Source organism: Streptomyces melanogenes, assembly GCF_014649795.1.
GTDB lineage: Bacteria > Actinomycetota > Actinomycetes > Streptomycetales > Streptomycetaceae > Streptomyces > Streptomyces noboritoensis.
In genome coordinates this window covers 88,440-102,817 of record NZ_BMTS01000014.1, presented here as the reverse complement: position 1 = coordinate 102,817, position 14,378 = coordinate 88,440, and the positions used below count along the sequence as shown (strand labels likewise).

At 72.3% G+C, this 14,378-nt stretch carries 13 protein-coding genes; 2 read left to right on the top strand and 11 right to left on the bottom strand.

Going from position 1 to position 14,378, the window contains the following annotated elements:
- Positions 1-19: 19 nt before the first annotated feature.
- From alr to glmS, 5 genes are all read right to left on the bottom strand, one after another.
- Positions 20-1,171, bottom strand: coding sequence for an alanine racemase (alr, locus tag IE252_RS28090; RefSeq protein WP_190092373.1), 1,152 nt, complete (start codon positions 1,169-1,171; stop codon positions 20-22).
- Positions 1,172-1,212: 41 nt separating this feature from the next.
- Complete coding sequence (locus IE252_RS28085) at positions 1,213-2,157, bottom strand: L,D-transpeptidase family protein (RefSeq protein ID WP_190092224.1); 945 nt, start codon at positions 2,155-2,157, stop codon at positions 1,213-1,215.
- 275 nt (positions 2,158-2,432) lie between these two features.
- On the bottom strand, positions 2,433-3,863 hold the full coding sequence (locus IE252_RS28080) for an NAD(P)H-hydrate dehydratase (RefSeq protein WP_190092223.1): 1,431 nt from the start codon (positions 3,861-3,863) through the stop codon (positions 2,433-2,435).
- A 298-nt stretch (positions 3,864-4,161) separates the two neighbouring features.
- Positions 4,162-4,530, bottom strand: coding sequence for a holo-ACP synthase (locus tag IE252_RS28075; RefSeq protein WP_101389619.1), 369 nt, complete (start codon positions 4,528-4,530; stop codon positions 4,162-4,164).
- Positions 4,527-6,374 carry a glutamine--fructose-6-phosphate transaminase (isomerizing) gene (gene glmS / locus IE252_RS28070; RefSeq protein ID WP_190092222.1) on the bottom strand — a complete coding sequence of 616 codons (1,848 nt, stop codon included), beginning with the start codon at positions 6,372-6,374 and terminating at the stop codon, positions 4,527-4,529. The genes IE252_RS28075 and glmS overlap by 4 nt, the downstream gene beginning before the upstream one ends.
- Before the next feature lie 121 nt (positions 6,375-6,495).
- Here glmS and coaA point away from each other — a divergent pair, with 121 nt between their 5' ends.
- Positions 6,496-7,488 (top strand): type I pantothenate kinase, encoded by a 993-nt coding sequence (gene coaA, locus IE252_RS28065; RefSeq protein ID WP_190092221.1) that lies wholly within the window; start codon positions 6,496-6,498, stop codon positions 7,486-7,488.
- A gap of 91 nt (positions 7,489-7,579) precedes the next feature.
- On the opposite strand, the gene glmM is transcribed toward coaA, so the two are convergent.
- The 4 genes from glmM to IE252_RS28045 form a co-directional block, all read right to left on the bottom strand.
- A complete protein-coding gene (glmM, locus tag IE252_RS28060) occupies positions 7,580-8,938 on the bottom strand; it encodes a phosphoglucosamine mutase (protein ID WP_190092220.1) in 1,359 nt (452 codons plus the stop codon).
- Positions 8,939-9,069: 131 nt separating this feature from the next.
- Positions 9,070-9,588: a 30S ribosomal protein S9 gene (rpsI, locus tag IE252_RS28055; RefSeq protein ID WP_190092219.1), complete on the bottom strand. Its 519-nt coding sequence runs from the start codon at positions 9,586-9,588 to the stop codon at positions 9,070-9,072.
- Between the two features lie 42 nt (positions 9,589-9,630).
- Positions 9,631-10,074 carry a 50S ribosomal protein L13 gene (rplM, locus tag IE252_RS28050; protein WP_101389615.1) on the bottom strand — a complete coding sequence of 148 codons (444 nt, stop codon included), beginning with the start codon at positions 10,072-10,074 and terminating at the stop codon, positions 9,631-9,633.
- 246 nt (positions 10,075-10,320) lie between these two features.
- Complete coding sequence (locus IE252_RS28045; RefSeq protein ID WP_190092218.1) at positions 10,321-11,943, bottom strand: ATP-binding cassette domain-containing protein; 1,623 nt, start codon at positions 11,941-11,943, stop codon at positions 10,321-10,323.
- Between the two features lie 56 nt (positions 11,944-11,999).
- Here IE252_RS28045 and IE252_RS28040 point away from each other — a divergent pair, with 56 nt between their 5' ends.
- Positions 12,000-12,854 carry a hypothetical protein gene (locus tag IE252_RS28040; RefSeq protein ID WP_190092217.1) on the top strand — a complete coding sequence of 285 codons (855 nt, stop codon included), beginning with the start codon at positions 12,000-12,002 and terminating at the stop codon, positions 12,852-12,854.
- Positions 12,855-12,866: 12 nt separating this feature from the next.
- On the opposite strand, the gene truA is transcribed toward IE252_RS28040, so the two are convergent.
- Together truA and rplQ are read right to left on the bottom strand one after the other, a co-directional pair.
- The gene (gene truA, locus IE252_RS28035; protein ID WP_190092216.1) at positions 12,867-13,742 is read right to left on the bottom strand and encodes a tRNA pseudouridine(38-40) synthase TruA; all 876 of its coding nucleotides are present in this window, start codon (positions 13,740-13,742) and stop codon (positions 12,867-12,869) included.
- Between the two features lie 85 nt (positions 13,743-13,827).
- Positions 13,828-14,316, bottom strand: coding sequence for a 50S ribosomal protein L17 (gene rplQ / locus IE252_RS28030; protein ID WP_190092215.1), 489 nt, complete (start codon positions 14,314-14,316; stop codon positions 13,828-13,830).
- Positions 14,317-14,378 lie beyond the last annotated feature (62 nt).

The window sequence follows — 14,378 nt, the reverse complement described above, 5'->3', positions numbered from 1 at the left end:
CTCCTCGTGGTCCGCGGGTTCAGCTGTCGGAATTCTCGTCGAGCTCGTTGAGATAGACGCGCGGCACCCGCGAACCGATCCGGGTGACGATCTCGTACGCGATGGTGTCCGCGGCCTCGGCCCAGTCCTCGGCGCTCGGCTCGCCCCGGTCGCCCGGCCCGAACAGGATCGCGTCCGCGCCCTCCTCGACGGTGTCCCCGTCGAGGTCGACGACGAACTGGTCCATGGCGACCCGGCCCGCCACCGTCCGCACCCGGCCCCCGACGAGCACCGGCCCGCGCCCGGAGGCGTGCCGGGGGATGCCGTCGGCGTAGCCGAGCGGGACGAGCGCGAGGGTCGTCTCCTTCGGGGTGACGTAGTGGTGCCCGTAGCTGACGCCGTGGCCCGCCGGGACCTGCTTGGACAGCGCCACGGACGCGGCGAGCGTCATCACCGGCCGCAGCCCGAAGTCGCCCGGCGCGCCGACCTCGGGCGCCGGGGAGATCCCGTACATGGCGATCCCGGTCCGTACGAGGTCGAAGTGCGTCTCGGGGAGGGTGAGAGTGGCCGGCGAGTTGGCGATGTGCCGCACCTCCGGCTCGACGCCCTCCTTCTCGGCGTACGCGACCAGCTCGCGGAAGAGGGCGAGCTGGGCGGCGATGGAGGGGTGGCCGGGCTCGTCGGCGCAGGCGAAGTGCGACCACAGGCCCGTGACGCGGACCTCGGGGGCGGCGAGGGCGGCCTGGACGAGCGCGGGCCAGTCGGCGGGCTGGCACCCGTTGCGCCCGAGCCCGGTGTCGGCCTTGAGCTGGATGCGGGCGACGCGTCCGGCGGCCCGGGCGCCCTCGACGACCTCTTCGAGGGCCCACATCCCGCTCACCGACACGTCGATGTCGGCCTCGACGGCCTCGCGCCAGGGCCCGCCGGGCGTCCACAGCCAGCAGAGCATCCGCCCGCCGATCCCGGCCGCGCGCAGCGCCAGGGCCTCGTGCGGGGTGGCGGTGCCGATCCAGGCGGCGCCCGCCTCGATCGCGGCCCGGGCGCACGGCAGGGCGCCGTGGCCGTACCCGTCCGCCTTCACGACGGCCATGAGCTGCGCGCCGGGGGTACGGGCGCACAGCGCACGGACGTTGGCGCGCAGGGCGGCCAGATCGATCTCGGCGCGGGCTCGCGTGTGCACTGTCTGAGTCATCGCGGTCATCGCGCCAAGTCTCTCAGAGCTGCGCCCCCGGCTCAGGCGCCGGGCCTGCGCCCCCAGATGTGGACCGGGTCACCCTTGGCGAGCGCGCCCCACAGCCGCTTGGCGTCCGAGTAGGTCAGATTGACGCATCCGCGCGATCCGACGGTGGAGTAGATGTTGTCGTAGATGGCGTGGAAGGCCTGTCCGCCGCTGAAGAACTGGGCGTACGGCATGGGCGCGTTGTAGATGGTGGACCAGTGGTTCTTGTGGCGCCAGTAGACGGGGTAGGTGCCGGTACGGGTGGCGTACCCGGGCCGCCCGCTCCGAATGGCAACAGGCCCAAAAGTAACCTTTGCCCTGCTCTGCACCCACATGATCTGCCGATCAAGGTCGACGCAGGCGACGCGGCTCTTGCGGACGGGGCAGTGGCCGGCGGCGTTGGGGTTGGCCCGGGCGGCGAGCAGCCGCATGGTGCCCCAGGTGGCGGGCCCGGCGAAGCCGCTGTTCGGGCGGATGCCGTGGTCGGTCTGGAAGAGGCGGATGGCGGCGCAGTCGGCGGCGGACTGCTTCCCGTCGGCGGGCAGCTTCAGCCACCGCTCGACCTGCCGCTGGTACGGCCCCGCCTGCCGGCTGCACACGGCGGCGCCGACCTCGTTGCCGGGCACGTACTCGACGAGCCCCTCCACGCCCGCCGCGGGCACCGCGGGCTCGACGGCGTCCTCGGCGGCGGTGGGCTCGTACACGAGCGGCGGCAGCACCTGGTCGGGCGTGTCCATGAGATAGACGACCTGCCCCGGCACCCTCGGCTCTCCCGGGACGAGGGCGTCGACGGGGGCGGGGCTGTCGGGGGCGGGGGCCGGGACGGCGGGTCCCGGTCCCGGGCCCGGGTGTGGTGGTACGGGGTAGGTGGCGGCGCAGAGGGTGAGGGTGGTGGTGAGGGCGGCGAGGTAGGTGGCGAGGCGTTTGCGCCGGACGGGGCGGGGGTGTCGTTCGGTCATGGGGTCAGGGAAGCGGTGGGGGGTGGGGTGTGGGGGGTGCCGCGCGGGTGGCGGGGCGTTGATTCCCCCACCCCGCCCCTTCCCTAAAGCCCTCTGGCGGGCGGCCGGGGGCTTCGTCTGCGGACCGTGAGTGGCTGGTCGCGCAGTTCCCCGCGCCCCTGAAGATGCCGCTACGCGGCAATCCCCCGGGCGGCCCGGAGGGGCGCATTTAAGGGGCGCGGGGAACTGCGCGACCAGTTGGGGACGGCCCGCAGACGAAAACCGGGCCCGGAGGGTCAGGCGTACACGTCTCGCCAAGCGTTCCGCAGGGACGACGCCACCGACGACGCCGTCAACGGCGCCCCGTTCGCCGCGTGGCGGGCCGACAGGCCGTGGAGGTACGCCGCGACCGACCCCGCGTCCCGGGCCGTCAGACCGGCCGCCAGCAGGGAGCCCGCCAGACCGGACAGGACGTCACCGCTACCCGCCGTGGCGAGCCAGGACGTACCCGTCGGGTTGACCCGGACCGGCGCGCGCCCGCCCGGATCGGCGACGAGCGTGGTCGCCCCCTTGAGGAGGACGGTCGCCCCGTACCGGTCCGCCAGCTCCCGTACGGAGCGGAGCCGCGCGGCCTCCACCTCCGCCCGGCTCACCCCGAGCAGCGCCGCAGCTTCCCCGGCGTGCGGCGTGAGCAGGGTCGGCGCGGCCCGGTCCCGTACGACCGCCGGGTCCAGGCCCCGCAGCCCGTCCGCGTCGACCAGCACGGGAACGTCCGCCGCGAGGACCTCCTCGGCCCCGGGCGCGTCCCCCAGGCCCGGGCCGACGACCCAGGCCTGGACGCGGCCCGCCTTGGCCGGGGGGCCCGCCGAGACCAGCGTCTCGGGGAAGCGGGCGACGACGTCGTCGGCGGCGGGCCCGACGTACCGGACGGCCCCCGCCCCGCCGTGCAACGCGCCCGCCACCGCGAGCACGGCCGCGCCGGGGTAGCGGGCGGACCCGGCGACGATGCCGACGACCCCGCGCCGGTACTTGTCGCTCTCCCCCGCCGGCACCGGCAGCAGCTGCGCCACGTCGGCGTGCTGCAGCGCCTCGCAGTCCGGCACGGACGGGAGGTGCGGTTCGAGGCCGATGTCGACGAGGCGGACGGCGCCGGTGTACGCGTGCGCGGGGTCCACGAGCAGCCCCGGCTTGTACGCGCCGAACGTGACCGTCGCGTCGGCGTGCAGCGCCTCCCCGAGGACTTCCCCGCTGTCGGCCTCGATCCCGCTGGGGAGGTCGACGGCGACGACCAGGGCGTTCGAGCCGCGGGCCGCGCGGGCCACGGGGACGGCGTCGGGGCGCAGACCGCCGCGGCCGCCGATGCCGGTGATGCCGTCGAGGACGAGGTCGGCGGCGGCGAGCACGTCGTACGGGTCGTCGGCCACCCGTCCGCCCGCGCGCAGGAACGCGGCGAGGCCGTCGGGGTGGGCGCGGTCGGGGGCGAGCAGTACGGCGCTGACGCCCGCGCCGCGCCGGGCCAGCCGGGCCCCCGCGTACAGCGCGTCGCCCCCGTTGTCGCCACTGCCCGCGAGGACGACGACGCGGGCGCCGTACACCCGGCCGAGCATGCCCGCGGTGGCGGCGGCCAGCCCGGCGGCGGCGCGCTGCATGAGCGCACCGTCGGGCAGCCGCGCGATCAGCTCCTGCTCGGCGGCCCGGACGGCCTCAACGCGATAGGCAATACGCATGGGCCCCACCCTTCCGAATCCCGCGCATCCGTGCCACCCCGAGTACGTGCTGGGGCTGCGCCCCGGGGCTGGTCACGCGCTCGTCTGCGGACCGTGGCGGGCTGGTCGCGCAGTTCCCCGCGCCCCTAAGAGCGCCCCTTCGGGGCGCCCAGGGGAATGCCGCGGAGCGGCATTCAAGGGGCGCGGGGAACTGCGCGACCAGTTGGGGACGGCCTGCAGACAAACAGAGACCCGGGGCGGAGCCCCAAAAGCGGGGCCTGGGGGCGCAGCCCCTGGGGGAGCGGACCTTGGGGCACCCTCACCCCTCCGCGATCACCACCGCCGACGCCACCCCCGCATCATGGCTCAAAGAAACATGCCACCCCCGAACCCCCAACGCCTCGGCCCGCGCCGCCACACTCCCCCGCACCCGCAACCGCGGCTGCCCGCTCTCCTCCACGTACACCTCCGCGTCCGTCCAGTGCAGTCCCGCCGGCGCGCCCAGGGCCTTCGCCAGGGCCTCCTTCGCCGCGAAGCGGACCGCCAGGGACGCCGTGCCCCGGCGCTCGCCGCTCGGGAGCAGCAACTCCTGCTCCACGAACAGGCGTTGGAGCAGGCCGGGCGTCCGCTCCAGGGACTCCCCGAAGCGCTGGACCTCGGCCACGTCGATTCCCACTCCGATGATCATTCGACGGTGACCGACTTCGCCAGATTGCGCGGCTGGTCGACCTCGTTGCCCCGCGCCGTGGCCAACTCGCAGGCGAAGACCTGGAGCGGGACCGTGGCGACCAGGGGCTGGAGCAGGGTCGGCGTGGCGGGGATGCGGATCAGATGGTCCGCATACGGCACCACCGCCTCGTCCCCGACCTCCGCGATCACGATCGTCCGCGCCCCCCGCGCCCTGATCTCCTGGATGTTGGAGACGATCTTGTCGTGGAGCACCGAACGGCCGCGCGGCGACGGCACCACGACCACCACCGGCAGATCGGGTTCGATCAGCGCGATCGGCCCGTGTTTCAGCTCCCCCGCCGCGAACCCCTCCGCGTGCATGTACGCCAGCTCCTTGAGCTTCAGCGCGCCCTCGAGCGCCACCGGGTAGCCGACATGACGGCCCAGGAACAGCACCGTGTTCTTCCCCGCCAGCGACCGCGCCAGCTCCCGCACCGGCTCCATCGTCTCCAGGACCTGGTCGACGTCGCGCGCGATCGACGCGAGGTCCCGGATGACCGCCCGGATCTCGTCGCCCCACTTCGTCCCGCGCACCTGGCCCAGGTACAGCGCGACGAGGTAGCAGGCCACCAGCTGGGTCAGGAACGCCTTGGTGGAGGCGACCGCGACCTCCGGGCCCGCGTGCGTGTACAGCACCGCGTCCGACTCGCGGGGAATCGTCGAGCCGTTGGTGTTGCAGATCGCCAGCACCTTCGCGCCCTGCTCGCGGGCGTGCCGCAGCGCCATCAGGGTGTCCATGGTCTCGCCGGACTGCGAGATCGCGATCACCAGCGTGCGCCGGTCGAGGATCGGGTCCCGGTAGCGGAACTCGCTGGCGAGCTCCGTCTCGCAGGGGATCCGCGTCCAGTGCTCGATCGCCAGCTTGGCGATCATGCCCGCGTGGTACGCCGTACCGCACGCGACGATCACGACCTTGTCGACCTCGCGCAGCACCGAGACCGGGATGCGGACCTCGTCGAGCGTCAGCGAACCGGCGGCGTCGATCCGGCCGAGCAGCGTATCGGCCACGGCCTTGGGCTGCTCGGCGATCTCCTTGAGCATGAAGTAGTCATAGCCCCCCTTCTCCGCGGCCGACGCGTCCCAGTCCACGTGGTACGACCGCACCTGTGCGGGAGCCCCGTCGAAGTCGGTGACCGACACACCGTCCCGCCGCAGCTCCACGACCTGGTCCTGGCCCAGCTCGATCGCGGACCGCGTGTGGGCGATGAACGCGGCCACGTCCGAGGCGAGGAAGGACTCACCCTCTCCAACGCCCACCACCAGCGGGGAGTTCCGGCGCGCCCCGACCACCACGTCCGGCTCGTCCGCGTGCACCGCGACCAGCGTGAACGCGCCCTCCAGGCGGCGGCACACCTGCCGCATCGCCTCGGCGAGGTCCTCGGTCGAGGAGTACGCCTCCGCCAGCAGGTGTGCGACGACCTCGGTGTCCGTCTCGGAGGCCAGCGCGTGCCCGCGCTCCTCCAGCTCCGCCCGCAGCGCCGCGAAGTTCTCGATGATCCCGTTGTGGACGACCGCGACCCGGCCCGCGTTGTCGAGGTGCGGATGCGCGTTGGCGTCGGTCGGCCCGCCGTGGGTGGCCCAGCGGGTGTGCCCGATGCCCGTGGAGCCGCTCGGCAGCGGCCGGTCCACCAGCGCCTTCTCCAGGTTGACGAGCTTGCCGGCCTTCTTGGCCGCGGCCAGCCCGCCGTCGGCGAGGACCGCGACGCCGGCCGAGTCGTAGCCCCGGTATTCGAGCCGCTTCAGCCCGGCGATGACAACATCGAGCGCTGACTGCGCTCCCACGTACCCGACGATTCCGCACATGGCGGCAGCCTACGACCGTACGGCCGCGAATCGGGGCCACTCCCGCGGCCCCGCCCCGGGCGGTGCGCCGCGTGACCCACCCCACCCCCCACATCCGCCCGCCACCCCCGACAATGGGCCTGTGATCACTTCGCCGCCACGAAGCGCCCAGCACCGAGCGGACTCGACCCCCTACGTCGACCTGTCCCGCAGCGAGTGGAGCGCGCTGCGCGACAAGTCGCCGCTGCCGCTGACCGCCGAGGAGCTGGAGCGGCTGCGCGGCCTCGGCGACGTCATCGACCTGGACGAGGTCCGGGACGTCTATCTGCCGCTGTCCCAACTGCTCAACCTGTACGTGCAGGCCACCGCCGAGCTGCGGGGCGCCCTCAACACGTTCCTGGGCGACGCGGGCAAGAACGGGCACGGCGCCCAGCGCGGCACCCCGTTCGTCATAGGCGTCGCCGGGTCGGTCGCCGTCGGCAAGTCCACGGTGGCCCGACTGCTCCAGGCGATGCTCGCCCGCTGGCCCGAGCACCCGCGCGTGGAGCGCGTCACCACCGACGGCTTCCTGTATCCGATGGCCGAGCTCCAGCGGCGCGGCCTGATGTCGCGCAAGGGGTTCCCCGAGTCGTACGACCGGCGCGCGCTGACCCGGTTCGTCGCGGACATCAAGGCGGGCAAGGACGAGGTGACCGCGCCCGTCTACTCGCACCTGATCTACGACCGGGTGCCCGGCGAGGTGCTGACCGTGCGCCGCCCGGACATCCTCATCGTCGAGGGCCTCAACGTGCTCCAGCCCGCCCTGCCGGGCCAGGACGGCCGCACCAGGGTCGGCCTCGCCGACTACTTCGACTTCAGCGTGTACGTGGACGCCCGCGCCGAGGACATCGAGACCTGGTACCTGAATCGTTTCCGCAAGCTGCGCGAGACGGCCTTCCAGGACCCGTCCTCGTACTTCCGCAAGTACACCCAGGTCTCGGAGGAGGAGGCGCTCGACTACGCGCGCACCGCCTGGCGGACCATCAACCGGCCCAACCTGGTGGAGAACGTGGCCCCCACGCGCGGCCGCGCCACCCTCGTCGTCCGCAAGGGCCCCGACCACAAGGTGCAGAAGCTCTCGCTCCGCAAGCTCTGACGAGCAGTAAGCAGAACGAGCGGGCCCGCCGGGGGAACTTCCCCGGCGGGCCCGCTCGTTGGGCGTACGCAGTACGCGACCGGCCTAGGGCCTAGCCCAGCGCGGACTTCACGACGTCCGCCAGGCGGCCCGCCACCGACCGCGCCTGGTCGATGTCGGCGGCCTCGACCATCACGCGCACCAGCGGCTCGGTGCCCGACGGGCGCAGCAGCACCCGGCCGGTCGTCCCCAGCTCGCGCTCGGCCTCGGTGACCGCGGAGGTCAGCTCGGCGGAGGTGGACACCCGGGACTTGTCGACGTCCGGCACGTTGACCAGGACCTGCGGCAGGCGCTCCATGACGCCCGCGAGGTCGGCCAGGGTGCGGCCGGTCGCGGCGACGCGGGCCGCCAGCATCAGACCGGTGAGCGTGCCGTCGCCGGTGGTCGCGTGGTCGAGGATGATCACGTGGCCGGACTGCTCGCCGCCCAGCGCGTAGCCGTGCTCCTTCATCGACTCCAGGACGTACCGGTCGCCGACGCCCGTCTGGACCAGCTGGAGGCCCTCGCGCTCCATGGCGATCTTGAAGCCGAGGTTCGACATGACGGTGCCGACGACGGCGTTGCCCCGCAGGGTGCCCGCCTCGCGCATGGCCAGCGCGAGCACGGCGAGGATCTGGTCGCCGTCGACCTCGTTGCCCTGCGCGTCCACGGCCAGGCAGCGGTCCGCGTCGCCGTCGTGCGCGATGCCCAGGTCGGCGCCGTGCTCGACGACGGCGGCCTTCAGCAGGTCGAGGTGGGTCGAGCCGCAGCCGTCGTTGATGTTGAGCCCGTCCGGCTCGGCGCCGATCGTGACGATCTCGGCCCCGGCGCGCGTGAACGCCTCCGGCGAGACCCGGGCGGCCGCGCCGTGCGCCTCGTCGAGGACGACCTTCAGACCGTCGAGGCGGTTCGGCAGCACACCGATGAGGTGGGCGACGTACTTGTCGAAGCCCTCCTCGTACGTGCGGACGCGGCCCACGCCGGCGCCGGTCGGCCGCTCCCACGGCTCGCCCGTGCGGTGCTGCTCGTACACCCGCTCGATCCGGTCCTCCAGCTCGTCGGCGAGCTTGTGGCCGCCGCGCGCGAAGAACTTGATGCCGTTGTCGGGCATGGCGTTGTGGCTGGCGGAGAGCATCACGCCGAGGTCCGCGCCGAGCGCGCCCGTGAGGTACGCCACGGCCGGGGTCGGCAGCACACCGACGCGCAGCACGTCGACGCCGGCGCTGGCGAGGCCCGCGACGACCGCGGCCTCCAGGAACTCCCCGGACGCGCGGGGGTCGCGCCCGACCACCGCGGTGGGCCGATGGCCCGCGAAGGTACCCGCCTCGGCCAGTACATGGGCCGCCGCGACCGACAGGCCGAGCGCGAGCTCAGCCGTCAGATCCGCGTTGGCCACACCGCGTACACCGTCCGTGCCGAAGAGTCGTCCCACTGCTGTCCTCCATTGAGATCCACCAGGCGCCGCACCCGGGCGCCCGCCACTGGTGTCAAAAACAACGCCGCCCCGGCAGCACGAAGAGTGCTGCCGGGGCGGACGAGAGCCGTACAGGCGGCAGGCGCGATTTAGCGCTTGCTGTACTGCGGGGCCTTGCGGGCCTTCTTGAGACCGGCCTTCTTGCGCTCGACCGCACGGTCGTCGCGGGAGAGGAAGCCGGCCTTCTTCAGCGCCGGGCGGTTGTTCTCGACGTCCGCCTCGTTCAGCGCACGGGCCACGCCGAGGCGCAGGGCGCCGGCCTGGCCGGACACGCCGCCACCCGAGATGCGGGCGATGACGTCGTAGCGGTTGTCGAGCTCGAGCACCTTGAAGGGCTCGTTGACTTCCTGCTGGTGGACCTTGTTCGGGAAGTAGTCCTCGAGCGTACGCCCGTTGATCTTCCACTTGCCGGTGCCCGGAACGATCCGGACGCGGGCGATGGCGTTCTTGCGACGGCCCAGGCCGGCGGCCGGCTGCGGGTCGCCGAAGCGGGACGCCAGCGACTCGGTGGTGTACTCGCCCTCGACGGGCACCTCCGACTCGAAGGTGGTCACGGCGTCGTAGGTCTCGTCGCCCTCGACGGGGGTCTCGACAGTGGTCTCGGCCACGATGCTCCTCAGATTCTTTTTCGTCTTAGGGGGTGGCCGGAACTACTGCGCGACCTGGGTGATCTCGAACGGCACCGGCTGCTGGGCAGCGTGGGGGTGCTGGTCGCCCGAGTAGACCTTCAGCTTCGAGAGCATCTGACGGCCCAGGGAGTTCTTGGGGATCATGCCCCGGATGGCCTTCTCGACGGCCTTCTCCGGGTTGTTCGCCAGCAGGTCGTCGTAGCGCACGGAGCGCAGACCGCCCGGGTAGCCGGAGTGGCGGTAGGCAAGCTTCTGCTCGCGCTTGTTGCCGGACAGGTGGACCTTGTCGGCGTTGATGATGATGACGAAGTCACCCATGTCCATGTGGGGCGCATACACAGGCTTGTGCTTGCCCCGGAGGAGGTTGGCAGCGGTCGTCGCCAGACGGCCCAGGACGACGTCCTGCGCGTCAATGACGTGCCACTGGCGAGTGATGTCGCCGGGCTTGGGGCTGTACGTACGCACGGTCGTAGCCTTCGCTTCTTGTGGATGGGGTCCAGACACATTGCACCCTGAAGCGATCATGCAGCTGGGGCTCACAATCGCCGGGGACACTGCCCGTATGCGAGCCACTGGTAACTGCTCCAGAGAACTTACGTAATGGCCCCTCGCGTGAGAACGACCAAGCCAGTACGCATAACAAACCAGAAGAATACCTGCGGCCCCCGCGCGGGTCAAAACGGTGCCCCAGCAGGGGCGGGGTGGGGCCTCCTACCGCGCCCGAGCGACCCGCCGCTCGTCCCAGACCGGCTCCGCCGTCTCCCGAACCACCCCATCCGACCCGAACACCAGATACCGGTCGAACGAACGAGCGAACCACCGGTCGTGGGTCACGGCCAGCACCGTGCCCTCGTAAGCCTCCAGCCCCTCCTGAAGCGCCTCCGCCGACTCCAGGTCCAGGTTGTCCGTCGGCTCGTCCAGGAGCAGCGCCGTGGTACCGGCGAGCTCCAGCAGCAGGATCTGGAAGCGGGCCTGCTGCCCGCCGGAGAGCTTCTCGAAGGCCTGGTCCCCCTGGCGCTCCAGCTCGTACCGCCGCAGCACCGACATCGCCCCGCCCCGGTCCTTCGCGTGCTCCGTCCACAGGATGTCGACGAGCGTGCGGCCGAGCAGCTCAGGGTGCGCGTGCGTCTGCGCGAAGTGGCCGGGGACCACCCGCGCCCCCAGCTTCCACGTCCCCGTGGACGCCACCGACGGATCCCCCGCCAGCAGCCGCAGGAAGTGCGACTTCCCGGAGCCGTTCGACCCGAGGACCGCCACCCGCTCCCCGTAGAAGATCTCCAGCGAGAACGGCTTCATGAGCCCCGTGAGCTCAAGGTTCTCGCAGGTCACGGCACGCACGCCGGTACGTCCGCCGCGCAGCCGCATCGAGATCTCCTGCTCGCGCGGCGGCTCCGGCGGCGGCCCGGCCTCCTCGAACTTCTTGAAGCGGGTCTGCATCGCCCGGTACCGCGACGCCATGTCGGGGCTGATCGCCGCCTGGTTGCGCAGCCGCAGCACCAGCGCCTTCAGCCGCGCGTGCTCCTCGTCCCAGCGCCGCTTGAGCTCCTCGAAGCGGGCGAACCGCTCCTTGCGGGCGTCGTGGTACGTGGCGAAGCCGCCGCCGTGCACCCATACGTCCGTGCCCGCCGGGCTCGGCTCCAGGCTCACGATCTTGTCGGCGGCCCGGGAGAGCAGCTCGCGGTCGTGGGAGACGAAGAGGACCGTCTTGCGGGTCTCCTTCAGCTTCTCCTCCAGCCAGCGCTTGCCCGGCACGTCCAGATAGTTGTCCGGCTCGTCCAGGAGCAGCGTCTCCTCCGGGCCGCGCAGCAGCGCCTCCAGGACCAGCCGCTTCTGCTCGCCGCCGGAGAGCGTGCGCACCTGGCGGAACTGCGCCTTCTCGTACGGCACGCCCAGCGCGGCCATCGTGCACATGTCCCAGACCGTCTCGGCCTCGTACCCCCGCGCCTCCGCCCAGTCGCTCAGCGCCTGCGCGTACGCCATCTGCGCGGCCTCGTCGTCGACCGTCATGATCAGGTGCTCGGCCCGGTCCACCTCGGCCGCGGCGTCGCGGATCCTCGGCTGGGACACGGAGACCAGCAGGTCACGGACCGTACGCTCGTCCCGCACCGAGCCCACGAACTGCGGCATCACACCGAGCCCGCCGCCCACGGTGACGGTCCCGCCGTGCGGCTGGAGCTCGCCGGAGATCATCCGCAGGAGGGTCGTCTTGCCGGCGCCGTTGGCCCCGACCAGGGCCACCACCGCACCCTCCCCCACCCGGAACGACGCGTCGCCGAGCAGGACCCGCCCGTCCGGCAGGTAGTACTCCAGGTGTGCGGCCTCTACATGTCCCATACGCGGATTGTCGCCCACCCCGTGCACATGACCACAACCGAATTAAGATGCGCGCCATGAGCTTTGGGCAAGGGGGACCCGCATGGGGCCCGGGGGACAGCGGCGGCACACCCGACTGGGCGGCGCTCGCCGACGAGGCGGCGGCGCGCAGCCGCAAGAAGCGCTGGCTGCTGATCGGCGGCGGGGCGCTGGCCACGGCCGCGGTGGTGGCCATCGTCGCCACCGCCATCGTGAGCACCGGTGACTCCAAGAACGGCGCCGCCGGGAAGTCCGCGAGCGAGCTGCCGTCCGCGCAGACCCTGCCCAGCGGCACCGCCGAGCCGCAGCCGTCGTTCTCGTCGGTGGCGCCGCCGCCGCCCGCCAACCCGCACGACTTCATATCCAGCGCCAAGAAGGACAAGGCGCCGCTGAGCGCCGACACGCTCTTCCCCGGCAAGACGCTGAGGATGGGCGACCGCACCTACACCAAGGGCCCCACCGCCCGCACCACCGACTGCGCCGCCGCGACCCGCGGCTCGCTCGGCTCCACCCTGACGTCCAACGGCTGCGACCAGGTCATCCGGGCCACCTATGTACGCGACGGCGTCGCCGTGACCATAGGCGTGGCCACCTTCGAGACCGAGGCGAAGGCGCAGCGCGCCAAGCAGCAGGCGGGCATCGGCCTCTCCCCGCTCGCGGGCGAAGGCGTCCCCGGCTTCTGCGACGGCGGCCACGCGGTCTGCCGCAACCTCGCCAACTCGCACGGCCGGTACGCGTACTTCAGCATCAGCGGCTACACCAACGGCAAGAGCGTCACCAAGGGCGACAAGAACGCGTTCGCCGCGGGCGACGACCTGGCCGAATTCACGTTCCGTCAGATCGTCGCCAGGGGCGAGGCCCAGGCGCAGGCGGCGGCGACGCGCGCCCCGTAAGGGGCGCGGGGCTCAGCAGCAACCAGCCCCGGCATCCGCCCCCGCGGCACCCGGCAACGTCCTCATGTTCCGCGCCTCACGACTCCGCGCCGCCAGCAACTCGTCGGCCGGGTAGCCGACTTCCTCCAGGGTCAGCCCGTGCGGCTTGACCACGTGCACCGACGAGTCCCGGACCGCCGCCGCCAGCACCTTGCCCGGCCACTCCACGCCCCGGTGCCCGTCACCGACGTACAGCAGCGCGCCGACCAGCGAGCGGACCATGTTGTGGCAGAACGCGTCCGCCCGCACGGTCGCGGTCACGATGCCGTCCTCGCCGCGCACCCAGGACAGCTCCTGGAGCGTACGGATGGTGGTGGCGCCCTCGCGCTTCTTGCAGTACGCCGCGAAGTCGTGCTCGCCGAGCAGCGCGGCCGAGGCCGCGTTCATCGCCTCGACGTCCAACTCCCAGTCGTGCCACAGCACATGGCCGCGCAGCAGCGGGTCGACACCGCCGGGGTTGTCGGTCACCCGGTACGCGTACCGGCGCCAGATCGCGGCGAAGCGCGCGTTGAAGCCACTGGGGGCCTCCGCGACCCGCCAGATGCGGACGTCGTGCGGCAGCCGCCCGGCGAGCCGCCGCAGCAGCTTCTCGCGGTGCTCGTCCCACACGTCCTGGGGCAGGTCGACATGGGCCACCTGCCCGCGCGCGTGCACGCCCGCGTCGGTACGCCCGGCGACCGTCAGGTCGTAGGTCTCGGCCGACCGCGTCACCGTGCGCAGCGCGCCCTCGATCTCGCCCTGGACCGTCCGGCGGCCACTGGGCTGCTTGGCCCAGCCGGAGAAGTCCTTGCCGTCGTACGACAGGTCAAGACGCACCCGGACCCGGCCGGGCTCCACCTCATCACTCACGTAACAGATCCTCTCAGAGCGGCGGGAAAACGGAACGGGCCCGTCCCCCGAAGGGAACGGACCCGTCCGTCGGTCTGCGGAACGCTTACGCGTCCTTCGACTCCTCCGCCGGAGCGGCGTCCTCGACCTCGGCCTCGACGGCCTTGGCCTCGTCGGCCTCCTTGACGGCGCGCTTCGCGGCGGCCTCGGCCTCGGCGACGGTCGCCTTCTTGGCGATCTCGCCCTCGACCAGCTCGATCACGGCCATCGGCGCGTTGTCACCACGGCGGTTGCCGATCTTGGTGATACGGGTGTAACCACCCGGACGCTCCGAGTAGCGCGGCGCGATCTCGGTGAAGAGGGTGTGGACGATGCCCTTGTCGGTGATCGTCTGCAGCACCAGGCGACGGTTGTGGATGTCGCCCTTCTTCGCCTTGGTGATCAGGCGCTCGGCGACCGGACGCAGGCGGCGGGCCTTGGCCTCGGTCGTCGTGATGCGGCCGTGCTCGAAGAGCGACTTCGCCAGGTTGGCGAGGAGCAGCTTCTCGTGCGCGGCGGAACCGCCGAGGCGGGCACCCTTCGCGGGACGCGGCATGGTGTTTCTCCTTGGGGTCTGCCCCGGCCGTATCAGGTACCGGGGTCAGTATCCGAGCAGGC

Excerpts from the sequence above, each read along its gene's own strand:
- IE252_RS28085 (WP_190092224.1), bottom strand. The coding sequence starts at position 2,157 with ATGACCGAACGACACCCCCGCCCCGTCCGGCGCAAACGCCTCGCCACC.
- rplQ (WP_190092215.1), bottom strand. The coding sequence starts at position 14,316 with ATGCCGCGTCCCGCGAAGGGTGCCCGCCTCGGCGGTTCCGCCGCGCAC.
- IE252_RS28045 (WP_190092218.1), bottom strand. The coding sequence starts at position 11,943 with ATGGGACATGTAGAGGCCGCACACCTGGAGTACTACCTGCCGGACGGG.
- glmS (WP_190092222.1), bottom strand. The coding sequence starts at position 6,374 with ATGTGCGGAATCGTCGGGTACGTGGGAGCGCAGTCAGCGCTCGATGTT.
- IE252_RS28075 (WP_101389619.1), bottom strand. The coding sequence starts at position 4,530 with ATGATCATCGGAGTGGGAATCGACGTGGCCGAGGTCCAGCGCTTCGGG.
- IE252_RS28080 (WP_190092223.1), bottom strand. The coding sequence starts at position 3,863 with ATGCGTATTGCCTATCGCGTTGAGGCCGTCCGGGCCGCCGAGCAGGAG.
- alr (WP_190092373.1), bottom strand. The coding sequence starts at position 1,171 with ATGACTCAGACAGTGCACACGCGAGCCCGCGCCGAGATCGATCTGGCC.
- IE252_RS28040 (WP_190092217.1), top strand. The coding sequence starts at position 12,000 with ATGAGCTTTGGGCAAGGGGGACCCGCATGGGGCCCGGGGGACAGCGGC.